At 60.6% G+C, this 18,744-nt stretch carries 18 protein-coding genes; 10 read left to right on the forward strand and 8 right to left on the reverse strand.

Annotated features, from left to right (window positions below; all coding sequences use genetic code 11):
* Positions 1-3 precede the first annotated feature (3 nt).
* The 9 genes from ACL2XJ_RS20040 to ACL2XJ_RS20080 all read left to right on the forward strand — a co-directional run bounded on the left by ACL2XJ_RS20040 (position 4) and on the right by ACL2XJ_RS20080 (position 9,333).
* Positions 4-1,275 (forward strand): FAD-dependent oxidoreductase, encoded by a 1,272-nt coding sequence (locus ACL2XJ_RS20040; RefSeq protein ID WP_413724261.1) that lies wholly within the window; start codon positions 4-6, stop codon positions 1,273-1,275.
* 162 nt (positions 1,276-1,437) lie between these two features.
* Positions 1,438-2,124: a GntR family transcriptional regulator gene (locus ACL2XJ_RS20045; protein ID WP_132927763.1), complete on the forward strand. Its 687-nt coding sequence runs from the start codon at positions 1,438-1,440 to the stop codon at positions 2,122-2,124.
* Positions 2,125-2,512: 388 nt separating this feature from the next.
* Positions 2,513-3,325, forward strand: coding sequence for a transporter substrate-binding domain-containing protein (locus ACL2XJ_RS20050; protein WP_132921877.1), 813 nt, complete (start codon positions 2,513-2,515; stop codon positions 3,323-3,325).
* A 14-nt stretch (positions 3,326-3,339) separates the two neighbouring features.
* Positions 3,340-5,196 carry an aconitase X gene (locus ACL2XJ_RS20055; protein WP_413724262.1) on the forward strand — a complete coding sequence of 619 codons (1,857 nt, stop codon included), beginning with the start codon at positions 3,340-3,342 and terminating at the stop codon, positions 5,194-5,196.
* The gene (locus tag ACL2XJ_RS20060; RefSeq protein WP_413724263.1) at positions 5,189-5,854 is read left to right on the forward strand and encodes an amino acid ABC transporter permease; all 666 of its coding nucleotides are present in this window, start codon (positions 5,189-5,191) and stop codon (positions 5,852-5,854) included. Before ACL2XJ_RS20055 ends, ACL2XJ_RS20060 begins: the two co-directional genes overlap by 8 nt.
* Before the next feature lie 10 nt (positions 5,855-5,864).
* Positions 5,865-6,515 carry an amino acid ABC transporter permease gene (locus ACL2XJ_RS20065; protein ID WP_132921874.1) on the forward strand — a complete coding sequence of 217 codons (651 nt, stop codon included), beginning with the start codon at positions 5,865-5,867 and terminating at the stop codon, positions 6,513-6,515.
* Positions 6,508-7,230: an amino acid ABC transporter ATP-binding protein gene (locus ACL2XJ_RS20070; protein WP_132921873.1), complete on the forward strand. Its 723-nt coding sequence runs from the start codon at positions 6,508-6,510 to the stop codon at positions 7,228-7,230. The genes ACL2XJ_RS20065 and ACL2XJ_RS20070 overlap by 8 nt, the downstream gene beginning before the upstream one ends.
* Before the next feature lie 8 nt (positions 7,231-7,238).
* Complete coding sequence (locus tag ACL2XJ_RS20075; RefSeq protein ID WP_413724264.1) at positions 7,239-8,279, forward strand: trans-3-hydroxy-L-proline dehydratase; 1,041 nt, start codon at positions 7,239-7,241, stop codon at positions 8,277-8,279.
* A 136-nt stretch (positions 8,280-8,415) separates the two neighbouring features.
* The gene (locus ACL2XJ_RS20080) at positions 8,416-9,333 is read left to right on the forward strand and encodes a dihydrodipicolinate synthase family protein (protein ID WP_132921871.1); all 918 of its coding nucleotides are present in this window, start codon (positions 8,416-8,418) and stop codon (positions 9,331-9,333) included.
* A gap of 166 nt (positions 9,334-9,499) precedes the next feature.
* Here the strand turns inward: ACL2XJ_RS20080 and ACL2XJ_RS20085 are convergent, their stop codons facing one another.
* Together ACL2XJ_RS20085 and ACL2XJ_RS20090 are read right to left on the reverse strand one after the other, a co-directional pair.
* Positions 9,500-10,501: an Ldh family oxidoreductase gene (locus ACL2XJ_RS20085; RefSeq protein ID WP_413724265.1), complete on the reverse strand. Its 1,002-nt coding sequence runs from the start codon at positions 10,499-10,501 to the stop codon at positions 9,500-9,502.
* Positions 10,502-10,902: 401 nt separating this feature from the next.
* A complete protein-coding gene (locus tag ACL2XJ_RS20090) occupies positions 10,903-11,853 on the reverse strand; it encodes an ROK family protein (RefSeq protein WP_413724266.1) in 951 nt (316 codons plus the stop codon).
* 330 nt (positions 11,854-12,183) lie between these two features.
* Between ACL2XJ_RS20090 and ACL2XJ_RS20095 the strand changes: the two genes are divergently transcribed.
* Entirely contained in the window at positions 12,184-13,137 is a 954-nt protein-coding gene (locus ACL2XJ_RS20095) for an Rpn family recombination-promoting nuclease/putative transposase (protein WP_413724267.1), read from the forward strand.
* Between the two features lie 97 nt (positions 13,138-13,234).
* Here ACL2XJ_RS20095 and hypA read toward each other — a convergent pair whose 3' ends face one another.
* From hypA to hybA, 6 genes are all read right to left on the reverse strand, one after another.
* A complete protein-coding gene (gene hypA, locus ACL2XJ_RS20100; RefSeq protein ID WP_413724268.1) occupies positions 13,235-13,576 on the reverse strand; it encodes a hydrogenase maturation nickel metallochaperone HypA in 342 nt (113 codons plus the stop codon).
* On the reverse strand, positions 13,569-14,180 hold the full coding sequence (gene hybE, locus ACL2XJ_RS20105) for a [NiFe]-hydrogenase assembly chaperone HybE (RefSeq protein ID WP_413724269.1): 612 nt from the start codon (positions 14,178-14,180) through the stop codon (positions 13,569-13,571). Before hybE ends, hypA begins: the two co-directional genes overlap by 8 nt.
* A gap of 162 nt (positions 14,181-14,342) precedes the next feature.
* Positions 14,343-14,876 (reverse strand): HyaD/HybD family hydrogenase maturation endopeptidase, encoded by a 534-nt coding sequence (locus tag ACL2XJ_RS20110; RefSeq protein ID WP_413724270.1) that lies wholly within the window; start codon positions 14,874-14,876, stop codon positions 14,343-14,345.
* On the reverse strand, positions 14,876-16,570 hold the full coding sequence (gene hybC, locus ACL2XJ_RS20115) for a hydrogenase 2 large subunit (RefSeq protein WP_413724271.1): 1,695 nt from the start codon (positions 16,568-16,570) through the stop codon (positions 14,876-14,878). The genes ACL2XJ_RS20110 and hybC overlap by 1 nt, the downstream gene beginning before the upstream one ends.
* Complete coding sequence (hybB, locus tag ACL2XJ_RS20120; RefSeq protein WP_413724272.1) at positions 16,548-17,756, reverse strand: Ni/Fe-hydrogenase cytochrome b subunit; 1,209 nt, start codon at positions 17,754-17,756, stop codon at positions 16,548-16,550. The genes hybC and hybB overlap by 23 nt, the downstream gene beginning before the upstream one ends.
* Positions 17,734-18,741 carry a hydrogenase 2 operon protein HybA gene (gene hybA, locus ACL2XJ_RS20125; protein WP_413724273.1) on the reverse strand — a complete coding sequence of 336 codons (1,008 nt, stop codon included), beginning with the start codon at positions 18,739-18,741 and terminating at the stop codon, positions 17,734-17,736. Before hybA ends, hybB begins: the two co-directional genes overlap by 23 nt.
* Positions 18,742-18,744: the final 3 nt, after the last annotated feature.

Genomic DNA, 18,744 nt, shown 5'->3' on the forward strand with positions numbered 1-18,744 from the left:
GCCATGCTTGACCGGGATTTCAGCTGTGAGCTGCTTATCGTGGGGGCCGGCCCGGCCGGCATGGCGGCGGCCTGCGCCGCGGCGAAAAGCGGCATAAACATCATCATTCTGGATGACAATCCCTTTCCCGGCGGCCAGATCTGGCGCGATGGCCCGGCGGTAAGCCTGCCGGAAGGGGCCCGGCATTACCGGCGGCAGCTTGATCAACTGCCTAACGTCTCCTTGCTCTGCGGCGCCAAGCTTATCGCCCCGGTAGGGGACAAACGGTGGCTGTATGAGCAGGAGACCGCCAGCGGCATTATCCGCTATGAGCGGCTGATTCTTTGCAGCGGGGCGCGGGAACTGCTGTTGCCGTTTCCTGGCTGGACCCTGGCGGGGGTCAGCGGGGCGGGAGCGCTGCAGGCCTTTATCAAGAGCGGGTTGCCGGTGAAAGACCAGCGAATCGCCCTGGCCGGCAGCGGACCTTTGCTGCTGGCGGCGGCGCAGGCGGTCAAAAAAGCCGGCGGCAAGGTGGTTTTACTGGCGGAGCAGGCGCCCGCGCTGCGCCTGGGGCGGCTTTTCCTGGGCCTATGGCGCTGGCCGGACAAGCTGAGGCAGTCCTTTTCCCTGACCGATCCGCATTATCGGTTCAACAGCCATGTGCTGGCGGCGGAAGGCGAGGGCAAGGTAGAACGGGTGATTGTCCGCCAGGGACGGCGGCGCATAAGCGTGGCGTGCGACCGGCTGGCCTGCGGCTTCGGTCTGCTGGCCAATATTGAACCGGCTCTGGTGCTGGGCTGTGCCATTGAAGGACAGGCAATACGGGTGGATGAGTGGCAGCAAACCAGCCGGGCGGGTATCTACGCCGCCGGCGAATGCGCCGGGGTCGGCGGCAGCGAACTGGCGCTGGTTACCGGCAAAATCGCCGGCTATGCCGCCAGCGGCAACCGGGAAGAGGCCGCCAGGCTATGGCGGGAACGCCGTCACTGGCGGCGATTCGCACGGGGGATGGAACGCGCCTTCCGCCTGGACGGCAAGTTAAAGCAGTTGTCCCGGCCGGACACGCTGGTGTGCCGCTGCGAAGACGTCGCCCTGCAGCAGATTTCCGGCGCGGCGGACTGGCGGCAGGCTAAAATTTACAGCCGCTGCGGCATGGGCGCCTGCCAGGGCAAAGTCTGCGGTGGCGCGGCGCGTTTTTTGCTGGGCTGGCCGCTGGCGACGCCCCGCGTACCGCTGGCGCCCGCCAGGCTGTCTACCCTGGTCAAAATGGGGGAGGGGGCGGATAAAAACCCCTAGGGGGCAATCGGCGGATTTTCCCCGTCCCGGGACATCGACACGCGGCGGCTAGAGATCATCCTGTCACGCGCGGTTTTATTTCCTTCGCTTGTTCCGGGCCTGGAAGCATGTCAGGATACCGTTTCGTATACCATATCGCTTATTCCGTTTACTGAGGTCATGATGTCCCTTTCCCTGCTGAATCCACCGAATCTGGGTGCTGCGCCCTCGGCGTCGGAGGTGATCACCAAACATTTGCGTGAGGCGATTATCGCCGGCCATTTCGCCGACGATGAGCCGATCCGGCAGGATGATATCGCCCGTCTGTTCAACGTCAGCAAGATCCCGGTGCGCGAAGCGCTGAAGAGGCTGGAAGCCGAAGGGCTGGTGCAATTCTTCCGCCACCGCGGCGCGATGGTGGTACGTATCTCCGAGCAGGAGCTGGCGCAAATCTTTGAAGTGCGCATCCTGCTGGAAGTCCAGGCCATACGGCTGGCGCTGCCTAATCTCACCGCCGATCATCTGGCCCGGGCGCAGGCCATCTGCGATCAGTTTATCGCTGACGACGACGTGGGCCGCTGGGCGGAGCTGAACTGGGCTTTTCACTGCTGCCTGTATGAAGCGGCGCAGCGCCCGTTTCTGGTGAACCTTATCCGTTCCATCCATGACAAGATTGAGCGTTTTTTGCGTATGCAGATGAGCCTGTCCCCGGACGGCAAGATGCGGGCCGACCGTGAACACCGGGCGATCCTCGCCGCCTGCGGGCAGGGAAACGAGGAACAGGTGACGCAGCTTATTGAACAGCACATCATCGGCGTGTGCCAGACGCTGCTCACCTATTTGCCCAAACCCCATGACCGCCGGTCCTAAAGCGCGTAAAACCTCAGCGCAGCCGCTCAAACGACGCGGCGCCATAAGCCGCTAAAGCCTGGTAGCGGCATGGACCTGCTGCGGAGCCGGCCAAACTCTTGTTGCCTTGACGGTCGCATATGCTCTTTCCCTTGTTCCTCAGGGCGCCGGGTTGCACCATTAAAGCGCGCCGGCATGGCGCATGTCGCCTTTCCCATCCTGTCCCATTGACTGCCGCAGTTCCTCTCTAATCCGCCATAAATTTATCATTAACAATAGGTTAATAGATATCACCATTTTTTTTAACTGTGACCGTCATAGCGGCATGCTGATTGCATAAGAGATATCGTATACGAAATTATGGCAGTCGCGTTTTCACCCACTCCTTCCCAACCGTTAAGAGGTAGCCATGAAACGTCAGTCTCTCGCCGCAATCATTGCCAGCCTGCTCTGTGCCTTTACCATTGCCCAGGCCCAGGCCGATAAACTCGATGACATCATCAACTCCGGTAAGCTGCGCTGCGCCGTTACCCTGGATTTTCCGCCCATGGGATCCCGGGACGCCGGTAATAATCCGGTGGGCTTTGATGTGGATTACTGTAACGATTTGGCAAAAACCCTGGGCGTCACCGCCGAAGTGGTTGAAACGCCGTTCCCCGATCGTATCCCGGCGCTGATGTCCAACCGGGCCGACGTTATCGTCGCCTCCACCTCCGATACGCTGGAGCGCGCCAAAACCATCGCCATGAGCATTCCCTATTTCGCCTTTCAGCAGGTGGTGCTGACCCGAGACGGTACCGGCATCAATACCTATAACGATATGAAAGGGCATCCGGTGGGCAATACCGCCGGTACCTTTGAAGGGCTGGCGCTGGAAGCGGATGTGAAAAAATGGGGCGGCGGCAGCTTTAGGGCCTACCAGACCGAGAACGACACCATTCTGGCGCTGAGCCAGGGGCATATCGACGGTACGGTGGTCACCTCCACCGTGGCCGCCGCGTCAATCAAAACCGGCAAATACAAAGGGCTGAAGGTGGTTGGCAATGCCCCCTATGTCATTGATTACGTCTCCCTGGGCGTGGCCCGCAATGAACTGGGCCTGCTGCATTACCTCAACCTGTTCGTTAACCATCAGGTGCGCTCCGGCCGCTACCAGGAGCTCTATGCCAAATGGGTGGGCGGCACGGCGCCTAATCTGACCGTTCCCGGCGTCTACTACTGATCCGCGAGGCAGGCATGATAACAACGATGACGGCACGGGGGCGCTTTCTGATTACCGGCAGCGCCCGGGGCGAAGTGTTATTCAGCCATACCGGCCTGAGCTTCTGGGGCGGCGTTGACGGCGCCAGCGGCGACATCATCGATCATCATCATCCGCTCCACGGCCGCTCCCTGGCGGGCAAAGCGCTGGCGATACCCAGCGGACGGGGGTCCTGCACCGGCAGCAGCGTGCTGCTGGAGCTTATCCTCAACGGCCACGGGCCGGCGGCGCTGCTGCTGTCGCAAGCGGATGATATCCTGGCGCTGGGGGTACTGGTGGCGCGCCAGCTGTTTGCCCGCCACCTGCCGGTTATCGCCCTTGATCAGGACACATTCGGGAAACTGGCGGGGTGCCTGCGGGTGGACATCGGCGATGACCGGCTGCGGGCCTTCTGCCAGGACGGGCTGTGTTGCCTGGATGTTCCGCTGACCCGGCCCGAGACCGGACTGTTCGTCTTAAGCGGCGAAGATCGCGCCATGCTGGCGGGAGACCAGGGCGAAGCGGTGCGGCAGGCCATGGAAATCGTGGTGTATATGGCGCGGCTGCAGCAGGCGGCGGGACTGATTTCCGTGAGCCAGGCGCATATCGACGGCTGTATCTATACCGGCAGCGCCAGCCTGGCCTTTGCCCGGCAATGGCTGGACTGGGGCGCCAGAGTGCGGGTGCCCACCACCCTTAACGCGGTGTCGGTGGATTGCCGCCGCTGGCGGGAGCTGGACATCGATCCTGCGGAAGGGGAGCCGGCAAGCCAACTGGCGCAAGCCTATCTGCAATTGGGGGCGACGGGCAGCTTTACCTGCGCCCCCTATCTGCTCTCCGGCGCGCCAAGGGCCGGCGAACATATCGCCTGGTCAGAGTCCAACGCCGTGGCCTTTGCCAACAGCGTGCTGGCGGCGCGAACCCAGAAATACCCTGATTTTCTCGATTTGTGCATCGCCCTTACCGGCCGGGCGCCTCTCTGCGGTCCGCATCTTGACGCGTCGCGCCGCGCCGAGGTGCAAATTGACGTTCCGCTGCCCGCGGAGGCGGACGATTCCCTCTATCCGCTGCTGGGGCATATGGCCGGGGAGCTGTCCCCCAACCATATCCCGGTGATCTGCGGCCTGGAACACAGCGGGATGAGCCGGGATGATTTGAAAGCCTTCAGCGCCGCCTTCGCCACCACCTCGGCGGCGCCGATGTTTCACATCGCCGGCGTTACGCCCGAAGCAACCGTTCCGGCGGACGCGCTGGGCGGCCGGCCCCCCCTGCGGCATTACCGCTTGACCCCGGCGGACCTGTTGTCGGCCTGGCAGGCGCTCAATACCGCCGTTGATAGCGGGGTACAGCTGGTGGCCTTGGGCAATCCCCATCTGTCCCTGACGGAATATGCCCGGCTGGCGCAGCTGTGCCGGGATGGGGAACGGCACCCGGATGTGGCGCTGGTGCTCACCAGCGGCCGGGAGGTGCATCGCCAGGCCGAACAGGCCGGCTATGTGGCGATCCTTGAGGCCTTCGGCGCCCGATGCATCAACGATACCTGCTGGTGCATGCTGCGCCGTCCGGTGGTGCCGGCGCATGCCGACACGTTAATGACCAACTCCGGCAAATATGCCCACTACGCCCCGGGGCTGGTGGATTGCCGCGTTCATTTTGCCTCGCTGGCGGACTGTATCGCGGCGGCCCGCCAAGGCTACGCCGACATTTCGCCGCCCCGCTGGCTGATGCCGCCCGCCGACGCTTTGGGCGGCACAGCCGACGACATGGTCCACGGCGCAGCCAATGGTACGGCCAAGGCTTCAACCGATGGCGCGATCACGGGTACAACGGGAGGCTCGCAAACGGATGTTTAGCTACAGTTTTCACTGGAACGCCGCATTCCGCGCCTTGCCGGAGATGCTGGCGGGCAGTTGGATCACCTTTTACACCGCCGTGCTGTCCATGGTGCTGGGGGTGATCATCGCCCTGCTGCTGACCATGATGCGCGTCGGTCCCTGGCGTATTCTGCGGATGTTCGCCGAGACCTGGGTGTCGCTGGCCCGCAATACCCCCGCGCTGTTCCAGGTTTACATTCTGTACTTCGGCCTCGGCGCCTTTGGTTTTTATGTGAGTTCCTGGATTGCGCTGCTGCTGGGTATTACGTTCAACAACGCCGGTTATCTGGCGGAAAACTTTCGCGGCGGCCTGCGGGCGGTGCCGGAAACCCAGATGCGGGCCGCGCGTTCCCTCGGCATGACGTCTTTCCAGGCCTGGCGGCTGATTGTGATGCCGCAGTTATTGCGGGTGGTGTTCTACCCGATGACCAACCAGATGGTGTGGGCGGTGCTGATGACTTCCCTGGGGGTAGTGGTGGGGCTGGACAACGATCTCACCGGCGTAACCCAGGCCTGGAACGTCAAGACCTACCGGACGTTTGAGTTTTTCGCCATTGCCGCCGCGCTCTACTACCTGATTGCCAAAGCCGTGATGCTGGTGGGCCGGCTGATGGCCTGGAGACTGTTCCGTTACTGAGGGCAACATTATGTTTAGCACCAGCCTTACCGGTACCGATTTGCTCTACCTGCTGCAAGGGGCGGGGGTAACCCTGGAACTGACGCTGTGCGCCATGCTGGCGGGCACCGTGGTCGGCGTGGTTATCGGCATTCTCTATACCCTGCTGCCCCGGCTCTCCATCCCGTTGGCCTGGTTTATGGATATTTTCCGCAGCGTGCCGCTACTGATCCAGTTCGTGCTGTTCAACGCCTTCAAAAGCATTATCGGCCTTAACTGGAGCGCCTTTGCCGTCGCCTGCGTGGTGCTGGGCATTTATACCGCCTCCTTTTGCGGGGAAATCGTCCGCGGCAGCGTGTTATCGGTACCGGATAATCTGCAACGGGCCGGGCGCTCCCTGGGCATGAGCCGGGGCCAGTCCCTGCGCCATATCGTGCTGCCGCTGGCGCTGCGGGTGGCTTTTCCCAGCTGGCTGAGCCTGTCGTTATCCGTGATGAAGGACACTGCGCTGGTGATGTGGATCGGCATCATCGAATTGCTGCGGGCCTCGCAAAACATTATTACCCGCATTCAGGAACCGCTGCTGGTGCTGTGCATCGCCGGGGCCATCTATTATCTGATGAGCCTGGTTATCGCGCGTATCGGCGTCCGGCTGGAAAAGAGGTGGCAGGAAAATGATTGAAATAAAAGAATTGCACAAGTCCTACGGCAACCTTGAAGTGGTGAAGGGTGTTGACCTGACGGTGAACAAAGGCGAAGTGCTGTCGATTATCGGCGGTTCCGGCTCGGGAAAATCCACCCTGCTGATGTGCATTAACGGTCTCGAACCCATTCAAAAAGGCCGGATACTGGTGGACGGCGTTGAGGTTCACGACCGCCGCACCGATTTGAACAAGCTCCGCTGCAAGATAGGTATCGTATTTCAGCAGTGGAACGCCTTTCCCCACTTGACGGTGCTGGAGAACGTTATGCTGGCGCCGCGCAAGGTGCTGGGAAAAAGCAAACAGGAAGCGGAAGAGATGGCGGTGCGCCAGCTGACGCACGTCGGCCTGGCGAACAAGCTGTCGGTCTATCCCAGCCGCCTTTCCGGCGGACAGCAGCAGCGCATGGCTATTGCCCGGGCGCTGGCGATGTCGCCGGATTATATGCTGTTCGACGAGGCCACATCCGCTCTCGATCCCCAACTGGTGGGGGAAGTCCTGGATACCATGCGGCTTCTGGCGGAAGAAGGCATGACCATGATCCTGGTAACCCATGAAATTCGCTTCGCCCGCGACGTCTCCGACCGGGTGGCGTTTTTCCATTACGGCCGGGTCCATGAAATCGGCACGCCGGATCAGGTTATAGGCCAGCCTCAGCGTCCTGAAACGGCGGAATTTCTAAAATCGGTGAGATAGGGGAGTCTATGCGTTCAGCCAAAATCATTCATGTCGTCAGCTGTCATGCGGAAGGGGAAGTGGGGGATGTGATCGTCGGCGGCGTGGCGCCGCCGCCGGGGGAGACCCTTTGGCAGCAGTCCCGCTGGATAGCCCGTGACGAAACCCTGCGCAATTTCGTCCTGAACGAGCCGCGCGGCGGGGTCTTCCGCCATGTCAACCTTCTGGTGCCGCCGAAAGATCCCAGGGCGCAGATGGCCTGGATTATTATGGAACCGGCGGATACGCCGCCCATGTCCGGATCGAATTCCCTGTGTGTCGCCACCGTATTGCTCGACAGCGGCATCCTGGAGATGCATGAACCGGAAACCCGGCTGGTGCTGGAAGCTCCCGGCGGTTTAATCGAGGTGCTGGCACACTGCCGCAACGGCAAGACCGAATCGGTAGAGGTGCGCAACGTGCCTTCTTTTGCGGACAAACTGGATGCCGCGCTGGAGGTTCCCGGCATCGGCACCTTGCAGGTGGATACCGCTTACGGCGGCGACAGCTTTGTGATTGTCGACGCCCAAAAGCTGGGATTCGCCCTGACCGCCGATGAAGCCGCCGATCTGGTGGCCACCGGCATAAAGATTACCCGTGCCGCTAATGAACAGCTGGGGTTTGTCCATCCGCTTAATCCGGACTGGGATCATATCTCCTTTTGCCAGTTAGCCTCGGCGGTTAAGCGCGATCAACAGGGGCTGAGCGCCACCAACGCGGTGGTGATTCGTCCGGGTAAAATCGACCGCTCCCCCTGTGGCACCGGCTGCTCGGCGCGCATGGCGGTCCTGCACGCCAAGGGCATGCTGCAGGTGAATGAGCCGTTTGTCAGCCATTCCATTATCGGTTCCACGTTTCACTGCCGCATTGACGGCCTGACCGACGTGGCCGGCAGAGCGGCCATTCTGCCACGCATTGCCGGCCGGGCGTGGATTACCGGCACCCACCAACTGCTGTTGGATCCGGCTGACCCCTGGCCGCAGGGCTATCGCCTGTCAGACACCTGGCCGGTGGGAATCACGAATTCTTAAAGGACACAGCGGGTGCTATCCGTTGAGTGTTTAACATTTATACCCGATAGATTTCGAGTCGCGGCCAACACCGCTGCGGCTCGAAATATAAAGGGTATAGTATACGAAATACCATTTGATCGAGAGGTGATATAGCATGGCGCAACAGGTTAGCTGGAGTGGGGTATTCCCTGCCGTTACCACCCAATTCAACGAAGATTTTTCCGTGAATCTGGAGGCCACCCATCAGGTGATCAATGGGCTTATCCGAGACGGGGTGTCCGGCCTGGTGATTTGCGGCACGGTGGGTGAGAACACGTCGCTGAGCATGGCGGAGAAGGTCAGCATCGTGGAAATGGCCAAAGACGCCGCCAAGGGACGGGTACCGGTGATTTCCGGCATCGCCGAGTTTACCAGCGCCAACGCCCTGACGATGGCCAAAGAGGTGCAGCGTATCGGCGCGGACGGCATTATGCTGATGCCGGCGCTGGTTTACTCGTCCAAGCCCTTTGAAACCGCGGCCCATTACCGCACCGTGGCCAGCGGTATTGATTTGCCGGTGATGGTGTATAACAATCCGCCGGTGTATAAAAACGACGTGACGCCGGATATTCTGATTTCCCTGGCGGATTGCGACAACATCGTTTGTTTTAAAGATTCCTCCGGCGATACCCGCCGTTTTATCGACGTGCGCAATGAGGTGGGGGATCGGTTTATCCTGTTCGCCGGGCTGGACGATGTCGTGCTGGAGAGCATCGCCGTCGGGGCGGTGGGCTGGGTATCGGGGATGTCCAATGCGTTCCCGAAAGAGGGTGAAACCCTGTTCCGGCTAGCGAAAGCCGGGCGCTTTGCCGAAGCGATACCGTTATATGAGTGGTTTATGCCGCTGCTGCATTTGGATGCCCGGCCTGATTTGGTGCAGTGCATCAAGCTGTGCGAAGCCATCATGCAGCGGGGTTCTGCTCTGACACGCCCGCCGCGGTTGGCGTTGCAGGATGAGGAGCAGCGATATATCGAAAAAATCATGCAGCACGCTCTGGCCCATCGCCCGCAGTTGCCGGATGTCGGTTTATAAGCAAACCGTCCGGTCCGGGTCTGGGCAACTCTGTCCGGGCCCTTTAAAACGCGCCGCGGCGTGATTCTCTGTTCGGGCCCGCCGGGCCTCTCTGTGGTGATTGGCTGCGGATTCACATGACCCCGGCGCCTCTGTTGCAGTTGCGGGATAACGCCGGGGCCTTCTTTTAGTCCAGCAGCGCCAGCAAATCCCGATAAAGCGCATCCGGCAGGGTGATTCCTTGTGCCAGACTGCGCTGCCGGGCTTCATAGCGCCGCTGAGAAGGCAGGCGGCCGTTTTGCGCCATGGCGGCGAACAGCGGTTCGGCGCGGGCCAGGTGTTCCTCTGCCTGGGCGCCGAGAAAACGCCTAGGGTCGAGGATGATAATCAGCTCGCCGTGATAGGGCAGCGCGCCGGCGCCATTGTCCCAGGCACGGGATTCGGCGCTGGTGAAATCGCCGATCAGGGGGCCGGCAATCAGTTCGATCATGGCGGACAGCGCCGATCCTTTATGGCCGCCGAAGGTGAGCATGGCGCCGGCCAGGATGGCGGCGGCATCGGTGGTGGGTTGGCCTTTATCGTCAATGCCCCAGCCGGGGGGAACCGGTTTTCCTTCCCGACGGTGCAGCTCGATTTCACCCCGGGCGATGGCGCTGGTGGCGAAATCGAACACGAACGGCAACTGTCCGGCTCGGGGCCAGCCGAAAGCGAAAGGGTTGGTGCCGAACAGGGGGTTGCTGCCGCCCGCCGGCGCCACCCAGGCGTGGCTGGGGGTGCAGGCCAGCGCCACCATGCCGGCGGCGGTGATTTCCTCGATTTCCACCCAGAGGGCGGAAAAATGTACGCAGTGATTGATGGCAAAGGCCGCTAAGCCGTTTTGCCGGGCTTTTTCCAGCGCCGGGGACAGGCCGCGGCGAAAAGCCAGCGGAGAGAAGCCGCCTTTGGCATCCACCTTCAGCAGCGCGGGGGCGACGTCGTGGGTTTCCGGCTGTGCGTCCGCCACCGCTTTGCCGGCCTTGAGCGTGGCGATGCAGCCCAGCAGGCGGTATAAGCCATGGGAAGCGCATTCGTCCCGTTGGCCGGCCGCCATGGTGTCGGCGATGGCGGCCGCTTGGTCTTCACTGAAGCCATGATGGCGCAAGATAGTGTGCGCCAGGGCGCGTGTGTCGTCTAATGAGAGCTGTGCCATGAAAGTCCTCGATTTCCGGTCTGTTGAACGACTTTCCCATGATTGACCCCGCCATGCTTGTGAGTATTCATCATCAAGATTGTCGATTCCGGCATAATCGACGCTGATTACCAGCGGCGCGGTTTCCCTTTTACACGCTCGCTGCACGTCCGGTGATCGCGGGCCTACCGTGCCATGAGGTGCTCCGGCGGGCGGGAAAACCACGCCCGCTTCGAGCTCATTGGCGCGGTCTCCCTTTAACACGCTCGCTGCGCGATCGGCGATCGCGGGCCTACCGCGCTGTGGGGCGCTCCGGCGGGCGGTAAAACCACGCCCGCTTCGGCCCCATCAGCACGGTCTCCCTTTAACACGAACAGTTGCACGCTTCAGTGGTTGCGGGTCTCCCGCGCCCGCGTGTGGGCCTACACCATCCTGGCCAGCACCGATGCGCCAACCAGTCCGCCCTGGGTGAGGAATTTGCCGGGCGTCACCAGGGGCTGGTCGTAACGATGCAGTACCCCGGCGCGTGCCTGTTTATCCAGTGCGGCAATCAGCGGTGCGGAGGAGGCCAGGCCGCCGCCGGCGACGATTTTCGATGGTCCGAGAATATTCACCAGCAGCGCCAGCGGTTCGGCCACCAGCTGAAGCCAGGCGTTCACCGTCAGCGTGCTGTCCGGCTGTTGATTAAGCCAGCCATCGACGATCTCCATGCTGGAGCGGTCCCGCTGGTGGAAATGGCGGTGCAGCCGCTCCATGCCGCGGGCGCCGCCGAGGGTATCGAGACAGCCGATTTGTCCGCAGGGGCAAGACAGACGGGGAATGGGATAGGTTTTGCCGTTAAGCGCCAGCTCAGTGCGGGTAATGGCGCCGTGGCCCCATTCACCGGTGACGCCGCCGTGGCCGCGCACCAGTTGGCCGTTGATCACCAGTCCGCCTCCGACGCCGGTGCCAAGGATTATCCCCGCCACTACCGTACAACCTTGTGCTTCACCGGCATGGGCTTCGGCCAGGGCAAAACAGTCCGCATCGTTGGCGGCGCTGACCGGACGGTTTAAGGCCGCGCTGAGTGCCGCCGCCAATGGCCGGCCGGTAAATGCCGGGATGTTTACCGACAGCAGTTCGCCGGTTTGCGATGAAATCAATCCGGCGGTGGACAGCGCCAGCGGGGTGTGCGGCGGTAAACCCGCGCCATAGTGTGTTATCAGGGATTGCATGGTCGTGACCACATCGGCCCATGATGCGGTGGGGGTGGGTACTTTTGTGGTTTCCTCGACGTCGCCGACGCGGCGGGAGACGCCGAATTTGATAAAGGAACCGCCGATATCGGCGCAAAAAACCGCTGAATCCTCGGCGATGATGGCAGATGAGCTCATAAGCCTGTTTCCGGTAAGTCCTGGACCGTTTCTAAATAATCCGCCATCGGCCAAAAGAAGCGTTGTTGCCGTGGGAGGGATCGGAGAAAAGCAACCGTATGCTGACCTGATTAGCTGCCACGCATTATGTCACACCATTGATATTGCCTACTACCCTCATTAATCCAGAAGCATTTATCTTATCTACTTAGATCCAATGTCGCTGATAATTAGATAAAAGAGCAGCCGCGTTGCATTAGATTGCGAAACTCCCCGAAATTTTTTTACGTGCCCGCCATGGTACGAACGGTATTTATATTCGGTATATAGGGGCGACGCTACATTGCGTTGATGAACACGTTCCCCACACCTCATGATTCTTTATTCAGAAAATTTTTCAGCGATGCCAGCGTCGTCGAGGATTTTCTGCAAATACATTTGCCGTCGGCGCTGCGGGAAATGTGCGACCTCGGCACGCTGGCGGTCACCTCCGGCTCCTTTGTCGAGGATGACATGCGCGCCCAGTACTCGGATATGCTTTACATGTTGCAGACCTCGGAAGGAGTAGGGTATGTCTACTGCCTCATCGAGCATCAGTCCAGCGCGGACGAGATGATGGCATTTCGCCTGCTGCGCTACAGCATAGCGGCCATGCACCGCCATCTTGAGCAGGGTCACAAAAAACTGCCGTTGGTCATACCCTTGCTGTTTTATCACGGACGCCAAAGCCCCTATCCGCACAGCCTTCGCTGGCTGGACTGTTTCCACAATCCGGCATTGGCGCAGGTGCTGTACGTTGAGGCGTTTCCCCTGGTGGATGTCACTGTGATTCCTGACGATGAAATCAAAACCCATCGGAAGGTTGCCTTGCTGGAGTATGTGCAAAAGCATATCCGGGCGAGGGATATCAATACCCGATATGTGGATATCGTCTTTTTGATCAAGCTGGCGCAGCCCAGTAAAGATCAGGTTAAATCGCTGCTTAACTATCTGGCGAAAGAGGCAGATCCCCTTGACTTGAAAGCCTTTATACGTATTCTTATCGAAAATACACCACGGTACAGGGAAGAAATGATGACTGTTGCGGAACAACTAAAACAGATTGGACGCGAGATTGGACTGCAACAAGGGCTACGATTAGGACATAATGAAGGTCGCATTGAAGGTCGTAACGAACAGGCAAGAAAAATTGCTCTTAACATGCTGGCTTTAGGTATGGATCGCGTTACGATTGAGCGCGTTACTGGTTTTAGCAGGCAAGATCTTGCTGACCTGGCGGATTTTGATTTACCTGCCGGTCACTGAGCCGGGGTCTTGGTTAAGACGGTCAACATGTTCAACGTGGGGGCGATTGAGATGCGCCCGGTTTATGCGTTAACTCAGGTACGATCGGCATTGGGTGTTAGTCTATTTCGATTTGTTTGACCTGCAGTTGGTCGCCGCTTTCCACCCGCAGGGCATGGCTGCCGCACTGGGGGCAACCGCTGTCATAACCTTGGACGGATACCCGCGTGCCGCACTGCCAACACCAGGCTTGTGCCGGGGCATAGCTCACGTGCAGCCGGCAACCTTCCGCCGGGGTATGGCGGCAGGCGGAGTCAAAGCAAAAACGCAATGCCTCTTCTTCAATACAGGAAAGGGCGCCGATTTCCAGCCATACGCCGGTTATCCGGTTGCCGCCATGACGCCGTGCTTGATCTTCAATCAGCTCCAGCGCGCTCAGGCAAAGAGATATCTCATGCATCGCGCTGTCCCAAAACGTGGGTGAATAAGCCGCGCAGGCGCGCATCGGTCGGGACGTCGGCATTTTTTACCGGCAGCGCCAGCACCATGCGCACGCACTGCTGTGCCAGCATGACGGCCGGTTCGGCGGCCAGAGCCGCCGGCAGCGGAGACATCAGCGAACAGCTGAGATACTGACCGCCACCGTCGCTTTCGCCCAGCGAATCACCGTCGCTTTCGCCCAGCGAATCACCGTCGCTTTCGCCCAGCGAATTACCGTCGCTTTCGCCCAGCGAACTACCGTCGATGTCGCCCAGCGGTTGGACGTCGATTTCTCCCAGGGTAAAGGTGATATTGCCGCAGGGCAGGGCCAATGCCAGACGCGAGCCCTCCGGACGGCGGGGCCATAGCTGTCCTGGCCCGGGGAGCACCAGGAGGCTCAGCATCCAGGGTGTCAGCAGGGCGCCGATCCATTGCTGTTCATACCGTTGAAACCCGCAGGCGCGGACAGGGATTTGCGGGCGATAAAACGGCAGGGTGCGCATTTCACCCGCGGCAATGCGGCTGAACAGGCGCTCCAGCAGCGGCTGCGGATTTTGCTCAAACCCAGGAATATATTCAAGCATGCCGGTTATTCCTCGATCTCGCGTTATATTCGGACATACCGGTTCTCCTTCAATTATCATGGGGCCAAGCACGCCGGTTTACTCTCGTTATCATCACTCATTCCGTTGTCCCGGCTCCGCTTTATGACAGCTGTAATGGGGTAATAATGTCCGCCGGTCGTTTCACCGCCATGGCGGCAGATTATCGCCGGCCGGTCCGTTGGCGGTTTGCTGTCCGGCGTCGCGGGGTACCGCGTTCACCCCCGCCTGGGCCAGCAGCGCCAGGACATGGTTCAGCGCCGGTTCAATGGCGGCGCTTACCGTCGGCGTCAGGCCGATGCCCGGCGCCAGCGACTCGGGTTCTATGCCTACCAGCGTAAGCCGGCGCGGGAACTCATCCGTCAGGCGCAAAGCCGTCAAGACATCTGACAACCCCAGTTGATGGGGAGAAATTTTGCGGCTGAACAGCGCAGGCACTTCCGCGTCCCGTAGTACCGTCACGCTGCCCGGCGGGGCGCCGGTCAGTACCGCGTCGGCGACAATCAGACTATCGCGGCTGGACATGATCTCCATCAGCGCCATGCCGGAGGTGCCGCCGTCCAGTATCTCCACCGGCGGCGACAGGATAAAACGCCGCTCCAGCGCCTCCACTACCCGTACGCCGACGCCTTCGTCCCCCAGCAGCAGATTGCCGATACCCAGAATCAGGATATTCATCACGCCGTCCGCACGGCGGTGACTTCCGCTCCGGTCGCATCCACGATATGCACCGCGCAGGCCATGCAGGGATCGAAAGAGTGTATGGTGCGCACCACTTCCAGCGGTTTGGCCGGGTCCGCCACCGGGGTTCCAATCAGCGAGCGCTCGTAAGGGCCGGGCTCGTCCTGGTTGCTGCGCGGGCTGGCGTTCCAGGTAGAAGGGACCACCGCCTGGTAGTTGGCGATTTTACCCTCCTTGATCACCACCCAGTGGGAAAGCATGCCGCGCGGCGCTTCCACAAAACCCACCCCGCGAATCTCGCCGCTTTGGGGAATATCATGCTGGATAAAGGTCTCATGGTCGCCGTTGCCGATATTGGTCACCAGCGCCTGCCATTGCTGCGCCAGGGTTTCCCTCAGCACGCAGCAGTGCACGGCGCGGCCGACGATGCGGCCGGCTGTGGACGGTAATTGATCGGGACCCAGCTCCAGGCCGCTGAGCCGCCGCAAGTCGGCGCCGATAAACGCCAGGTGCCTCTCGGTGGGTTCATGGCCGGCCGCCAGGCTGCACATCAGCCATGCCAGGGGACCCATTTCCACGGTTTTGCCATAAAAAGTGGGTGCCTTGACCCAGGAGTATTTGCCGTCGTCCTGCCAGCCGGTATAGTGGGGCCGGGTTAACCCCTCCCACGGCGCCAGCGGCTGGTCGTCCTGATACCAGGCATGCCGGGCGCTCTCCTCAATGCCTTTCATCAAATAAGGATCCCGGTGGCTGGCGATCGGGCGGAACGCGCCGTTCTCCAGGTAGCCCCCCGGCAGCAGGAATGTCTCCCCGCCGCCGTCAACTGGCAGTTCCGGGGCGCACAGGTAGTTGTCGGCGCCCTTGCCCAGGCTCAGCCACTGCGGATAATGGGCCAGGATCACCGCCGTATCCACCCGGTACACCTGCTCGATAAAGTCCCCCAGCCGGTCGATAAAGGTCTTGAGGTACATCAGGCGTTCCATGTTCAGCACGTTCGGCGCATCCAGGTTGATGGGATTGGCCACGCCGCCCACAGCCAGGTTCTGGATATGCGGCGTTTTACCTCCCAGCATCGCGACGATGCGGGTGGCGTCGCGCTGGCACTCCAATGCCTGCAGATAGTGCGCCACCGCGATGAGGTTCACCTCCGGCGGCAGCGCCATGGCCGGGTGGCCGCCGTAGCCGTTGGCGAAAATGCCCAGTTGGCCGCTGGCCGCCAAATCACGGATTTTCCCCTGTACGCGGGCGAACTCCGCCGCGCTGTTCAGCGGCCAGTCCGACAGCCCCCGCAACAGGTCTTCTGCTTTTTGCGGGTCGGCCTTCAAGGCTGAAACGATATCCACCCAGTCCAGGGCCGACAGTTGATAAAAATGCACGATATGGTCGTGCAGGGTATGGGCCGCCAGAATGATATTGCGGATGTATTGCGCATTCACCGGCACCGCCATGCCGAGGGCGTTTTCCACCGCCCGTACCGAGGCGATGGCATGTATGGTGGTGCAGACGCCGCAGATGCGCTGCACGATTATCCAGGCATCGCGAGGGTCCTTGCCCTGCAGGATTTGCTCCATGCCGCGCCACATGGTGCCGGAAGACCAGGCCTTAACCACCTTGCCTTGTTCGATTTCGCAGTCGATGCGCAAATGCCCTTCGATGCGGGTGACGGGATCAATGGTGATGCGCTGACTCATTATCAACCTCTGTCTGGTGATGATTATGTACCACAATATGGGCCGGCAGCACCGGCAATAGCCGAATCAATAAAATGTAGGCACACACCTCCATGGCCAGGAATCCGACGCTTATCAGGATTTCGCTGGCGGTGGGGAAATAGTGGTAACCGTTGCCGGGATCGAACGCCAGCAGCGAGTAGTCCATGCGCCATAGCACCGCGCCGAGGATCATGCACAGCGCGCCGGTGAACAGCAGCCGCGCGTCGTGGCGGCTGACTTTCAGGTTAAAAATGATAAGAGGCAGCAACATCAACAGGATCTCGCACCAAAAGGAGAGGGCGTAGCGATCCAGATGCCAGAGATAGGCGGTTTTATGCCGGAACAGCAGTTCGCCGAACCTCAGCGCAATGAACAGGATAAGGAAAATATTGATAATCCGCGTCAGCCGGTAAAACAGCGAGGTCTCGCTGCCGCCGGCGCCCCGCAGGCCGGCCTGCACCAGGGAGCCTTCGAACACCACCATGGAAAAGCCCATGATAAAGGCGGTAAGCAGGGAGAACAGCGGCAACATTTCATAGCTTTGCCACAGCGGATGCACCTTGTTGCCGGCGACGATCATCAGCGACCCCATGGAGGATTGGTGCATCATGGGCAGCAGCGCTCCCAGGCCGATGATAAAAAACATGATGCTGTTCAGCCGCTTGAGAGACACATGCCAGCCCAGGCGTTCCAGCGTCGCCGGCGCGAATTCCAGCGTCATGACGCCGATATAGACAGTCATGCAGACGGCGGTTTCAAACAGCACCGAGGAGGTGTTGAACTGCCCCGGCAACAGGATATAGGGCAGGTTCCAGTATCGGCCGAGATCGATGGTGATGGACAGCCCCCCCAAGGCGTAACCGAACAGGCTGGCCAGCAGCGCGGGCCGTACCAGGGGATGATACTCGCCGCGGTTAAAGACATAGACCGTCCAGGCCAGCGCCCAACCGCCGCAGGCCAGGCCGGTACCCACCAGCAGATCGAAGGCAATCCACAGGCCCCAGGGATAACCGCCGTTCAAATCGCTCACCGCACCGATTCCCATGAAAAGGCGTTTGACGATCATCAGGCCGCACAGCGCTACAAAGGGAGCCAGCAGCAGCACTGGCCAGGTCAGTAGCCGGCCTCCCAGCGGTTTTGCCTCATGCGTCGTTTTGATGGTCATTCTCCTTGTCCGGCGGGTCTTTTTTCATGTTGCGGTGTACCAGGGTGGTGATCCCCGCCAGCAGCGCCAGCGGGATCACCATGCCCTGATACAGGGTATGCTGCAGATGCTCGGAGCGTTCGCCGGTGGACAGGGGCGCCAGGGGCGGCAGATCCAGTCCGGCGAAGGGCACGCCCGCCAGCACCAGCACCTGGGTTCCGCCGCCCTCTGTCTCGCCGTAAATATGTGGGTTATAGCAGGCCGCCTGACGTTCATAGGTATCATTGTCCGATAGCCGCTGCCGGGGATAGCGGTAGGTATCGCCGGCTTTCATTCCCAGGCGCCGTTTCGCTTCCGCCAGTAAATCCTGCCGCGTGCCGAAAATTACCGCGCCGGTGGGGCACACCTCCACGCAGCCGGGCAATTCGCCGCGATCCAGCCGCCCCAGGCCAGGCTGGTTGCACAGCTCACATTTATGGATCTTGCCCACCGGACTGTCGTAATCATATTTGGGTACGTCGAACGGACAGGCCACCATGCAATAACGGCAGCCGATGCACACCGACGGGTCATAATGCACCACGCCGGTGACCGGATGTTTTTTCAGCGCGGTGACCGGACACACGGAAACACAGTTCGGATCAACGCAATGCATACACTGTTTTTTGATGTAGGCGTAGCCGTTTTCCGTCTGGTCTTTGTGTTGGCCGCTGCCGCTGCTCCACACCTGAATAATGTTGTTGGTGTAGGGACTGAGCTTATCGTTATTCGACCAGTTGGCCTCGCCGCCGGCATAGGGTCCGCCGTGGGGACGCCCATCGCTGTGATTTACCTGCTGGCACTTGCTGACGCAGGCCTGGCACCCGATACACAGAGTTGAATCGTACAGCATGCCCAAGGCACCTGGGATCGGCGCTTTGTTTTGCGCCGCTCCCCGGCCGGTTGCCGGGATGGCGGCCATCAGGACTCCCCCTGAGGCCAGTTTGAAGAAGTGACGTCTGTTCACGGC

The sequence above is a fragment of the Sodalis sp. RH16 genome (assembly GCF_047324245.1).
GTDB classification, from domain to species: domain Bacteria; phylum Pseudomonadota; class Gammaproteobacteria; order Enterobacterales; family Enterobacteriaceae; genus Acerihabitans; species Acerihabitans ligni.

Excerpts from the sequence above, each read along its gene's own strand:
- ACL2XJ_RS20040 (WP_413724261.1), top strand. The coding sequence starts at position 4 with ATGCTTGACCGGGATTTCAGCTGTGAGCTGCTTATCGTGGGGGCCGGC.
- ACL2XJ_RS20045 (WP_132927763.1), top strand. The coding sequence starts at position 1,438 with ATGTCCCTTTCCCTGCTGAATCCACCGAATCTGGGTGCTGCGCCCTCG.
- ACL2XJ_RS20050 (WP_132921877.1), top strand. The coding sequence starts at position 2,513 with ATGAAACGTCAGTCTCTCGCCGCAATCATTGCCAGCCTGCTCTGTGCC.
- ACL2XJ_RS20055 (WP_413724262.1), top strand. The coding sequence starts at position 3,340 with ATGATAACAACGATGACGGCACGGGGGCGCTTTCTGATTACCGGCAGC.
- ACL2XJ_RS20060 (WP_413724263.1), top strand. The coding sequence starts at position 5,189 with ATGTTTAGCTACAGTTTTCACTGGAACGCCGCATTCCGCGCCTTGCCG.
- ACL2XJ_RS20065 (WP_132921874.1), top strand. The coding sequence starts at position 5,865 with ATGTTTAGCACCAGCCTTACCGGTACCGATTTGCTCTACCTGCTGCAA.
- ACL2XJ_RS20070 (WP_132921873.1), top strand. The coding sequence starts at position 6,508 with ATGATTGAAATAAAAGAATTGCACAAGTCCTACGGCAACCTTGAAGTG.
- ACL2XJ_RS20075 (WP_413724264.1), top strand. The coding sequence starts at position 7,239 with ATGCGTTCAGCCAAAATCATTCATGTCGTCAGCTGTCATGCGGAAGGG.
- ACL2XJ_RS20080 (WP_132921871.1), top strand. The coding sequence starts at position 8,416 with ATGGCGCAACAGGTTAGCTGGAGTGGGGTATTCCCTGCCGTTACCACC.
- ACL2XJ_RS20085 (WP_413724265.1), bottom strand. The coding sequence starts at position 10,501 with ATGGCACAGCTCTCATTAGACGACACACGCGCCCTGGCGCACACTATC.
- ACL2XJ_RS20090 (WP_413724266.1), bottom strand. The coding sequence starts at position 11,853 with ATGAGCTCATCTGCCATCATCGCCGAGGATTCAGCGGTTTTTTGCGCC.
- ACL2XJ_RS20095 (WP_413724267.1), top strand. The coding sequence starts at position 12,184 with ATGAACACGTTCCCCACACCTCATGATTCTTTATTCAGAAAATTTTTC.
- hypA (WP_413724268.1), bottom strand. The coding sequence starts at position 13,576 with ATGCATGAGATATCTCTTTGCCTGAGCGCGCTGGAGCTGATTGAAGAT.
- hybE (WP_413724269.1), bottom strand. The coding sequence starts at position 14,180 with ATGCTTGAATATATTCCTGGGTTTGAGCAAAATCCGCAGCCGCTGCTG.
- ACL2XJ_RS20110 (WP_413724270.1), bottom strand. The coding sequence starts at position 14,876 with ATGAATATCCTGATTCTGGGTATCGGCAATCTGCTGCTGGGGGACGAA.
- hybC (WP_413724271.1), bottom strand. The coding sequence starts at position 16,570 with ATGAGTCAGCGCATCACCATTGATCCCGTCACCCGCATCGAAGGGCAT.
- hybB (WP_413724272.1), bottom strand. The coding sequence starts at position 17,756 with ATGACCATCAAAACGACGCATGAGGCAAAACCGCTGGGAGGCCGGCTA.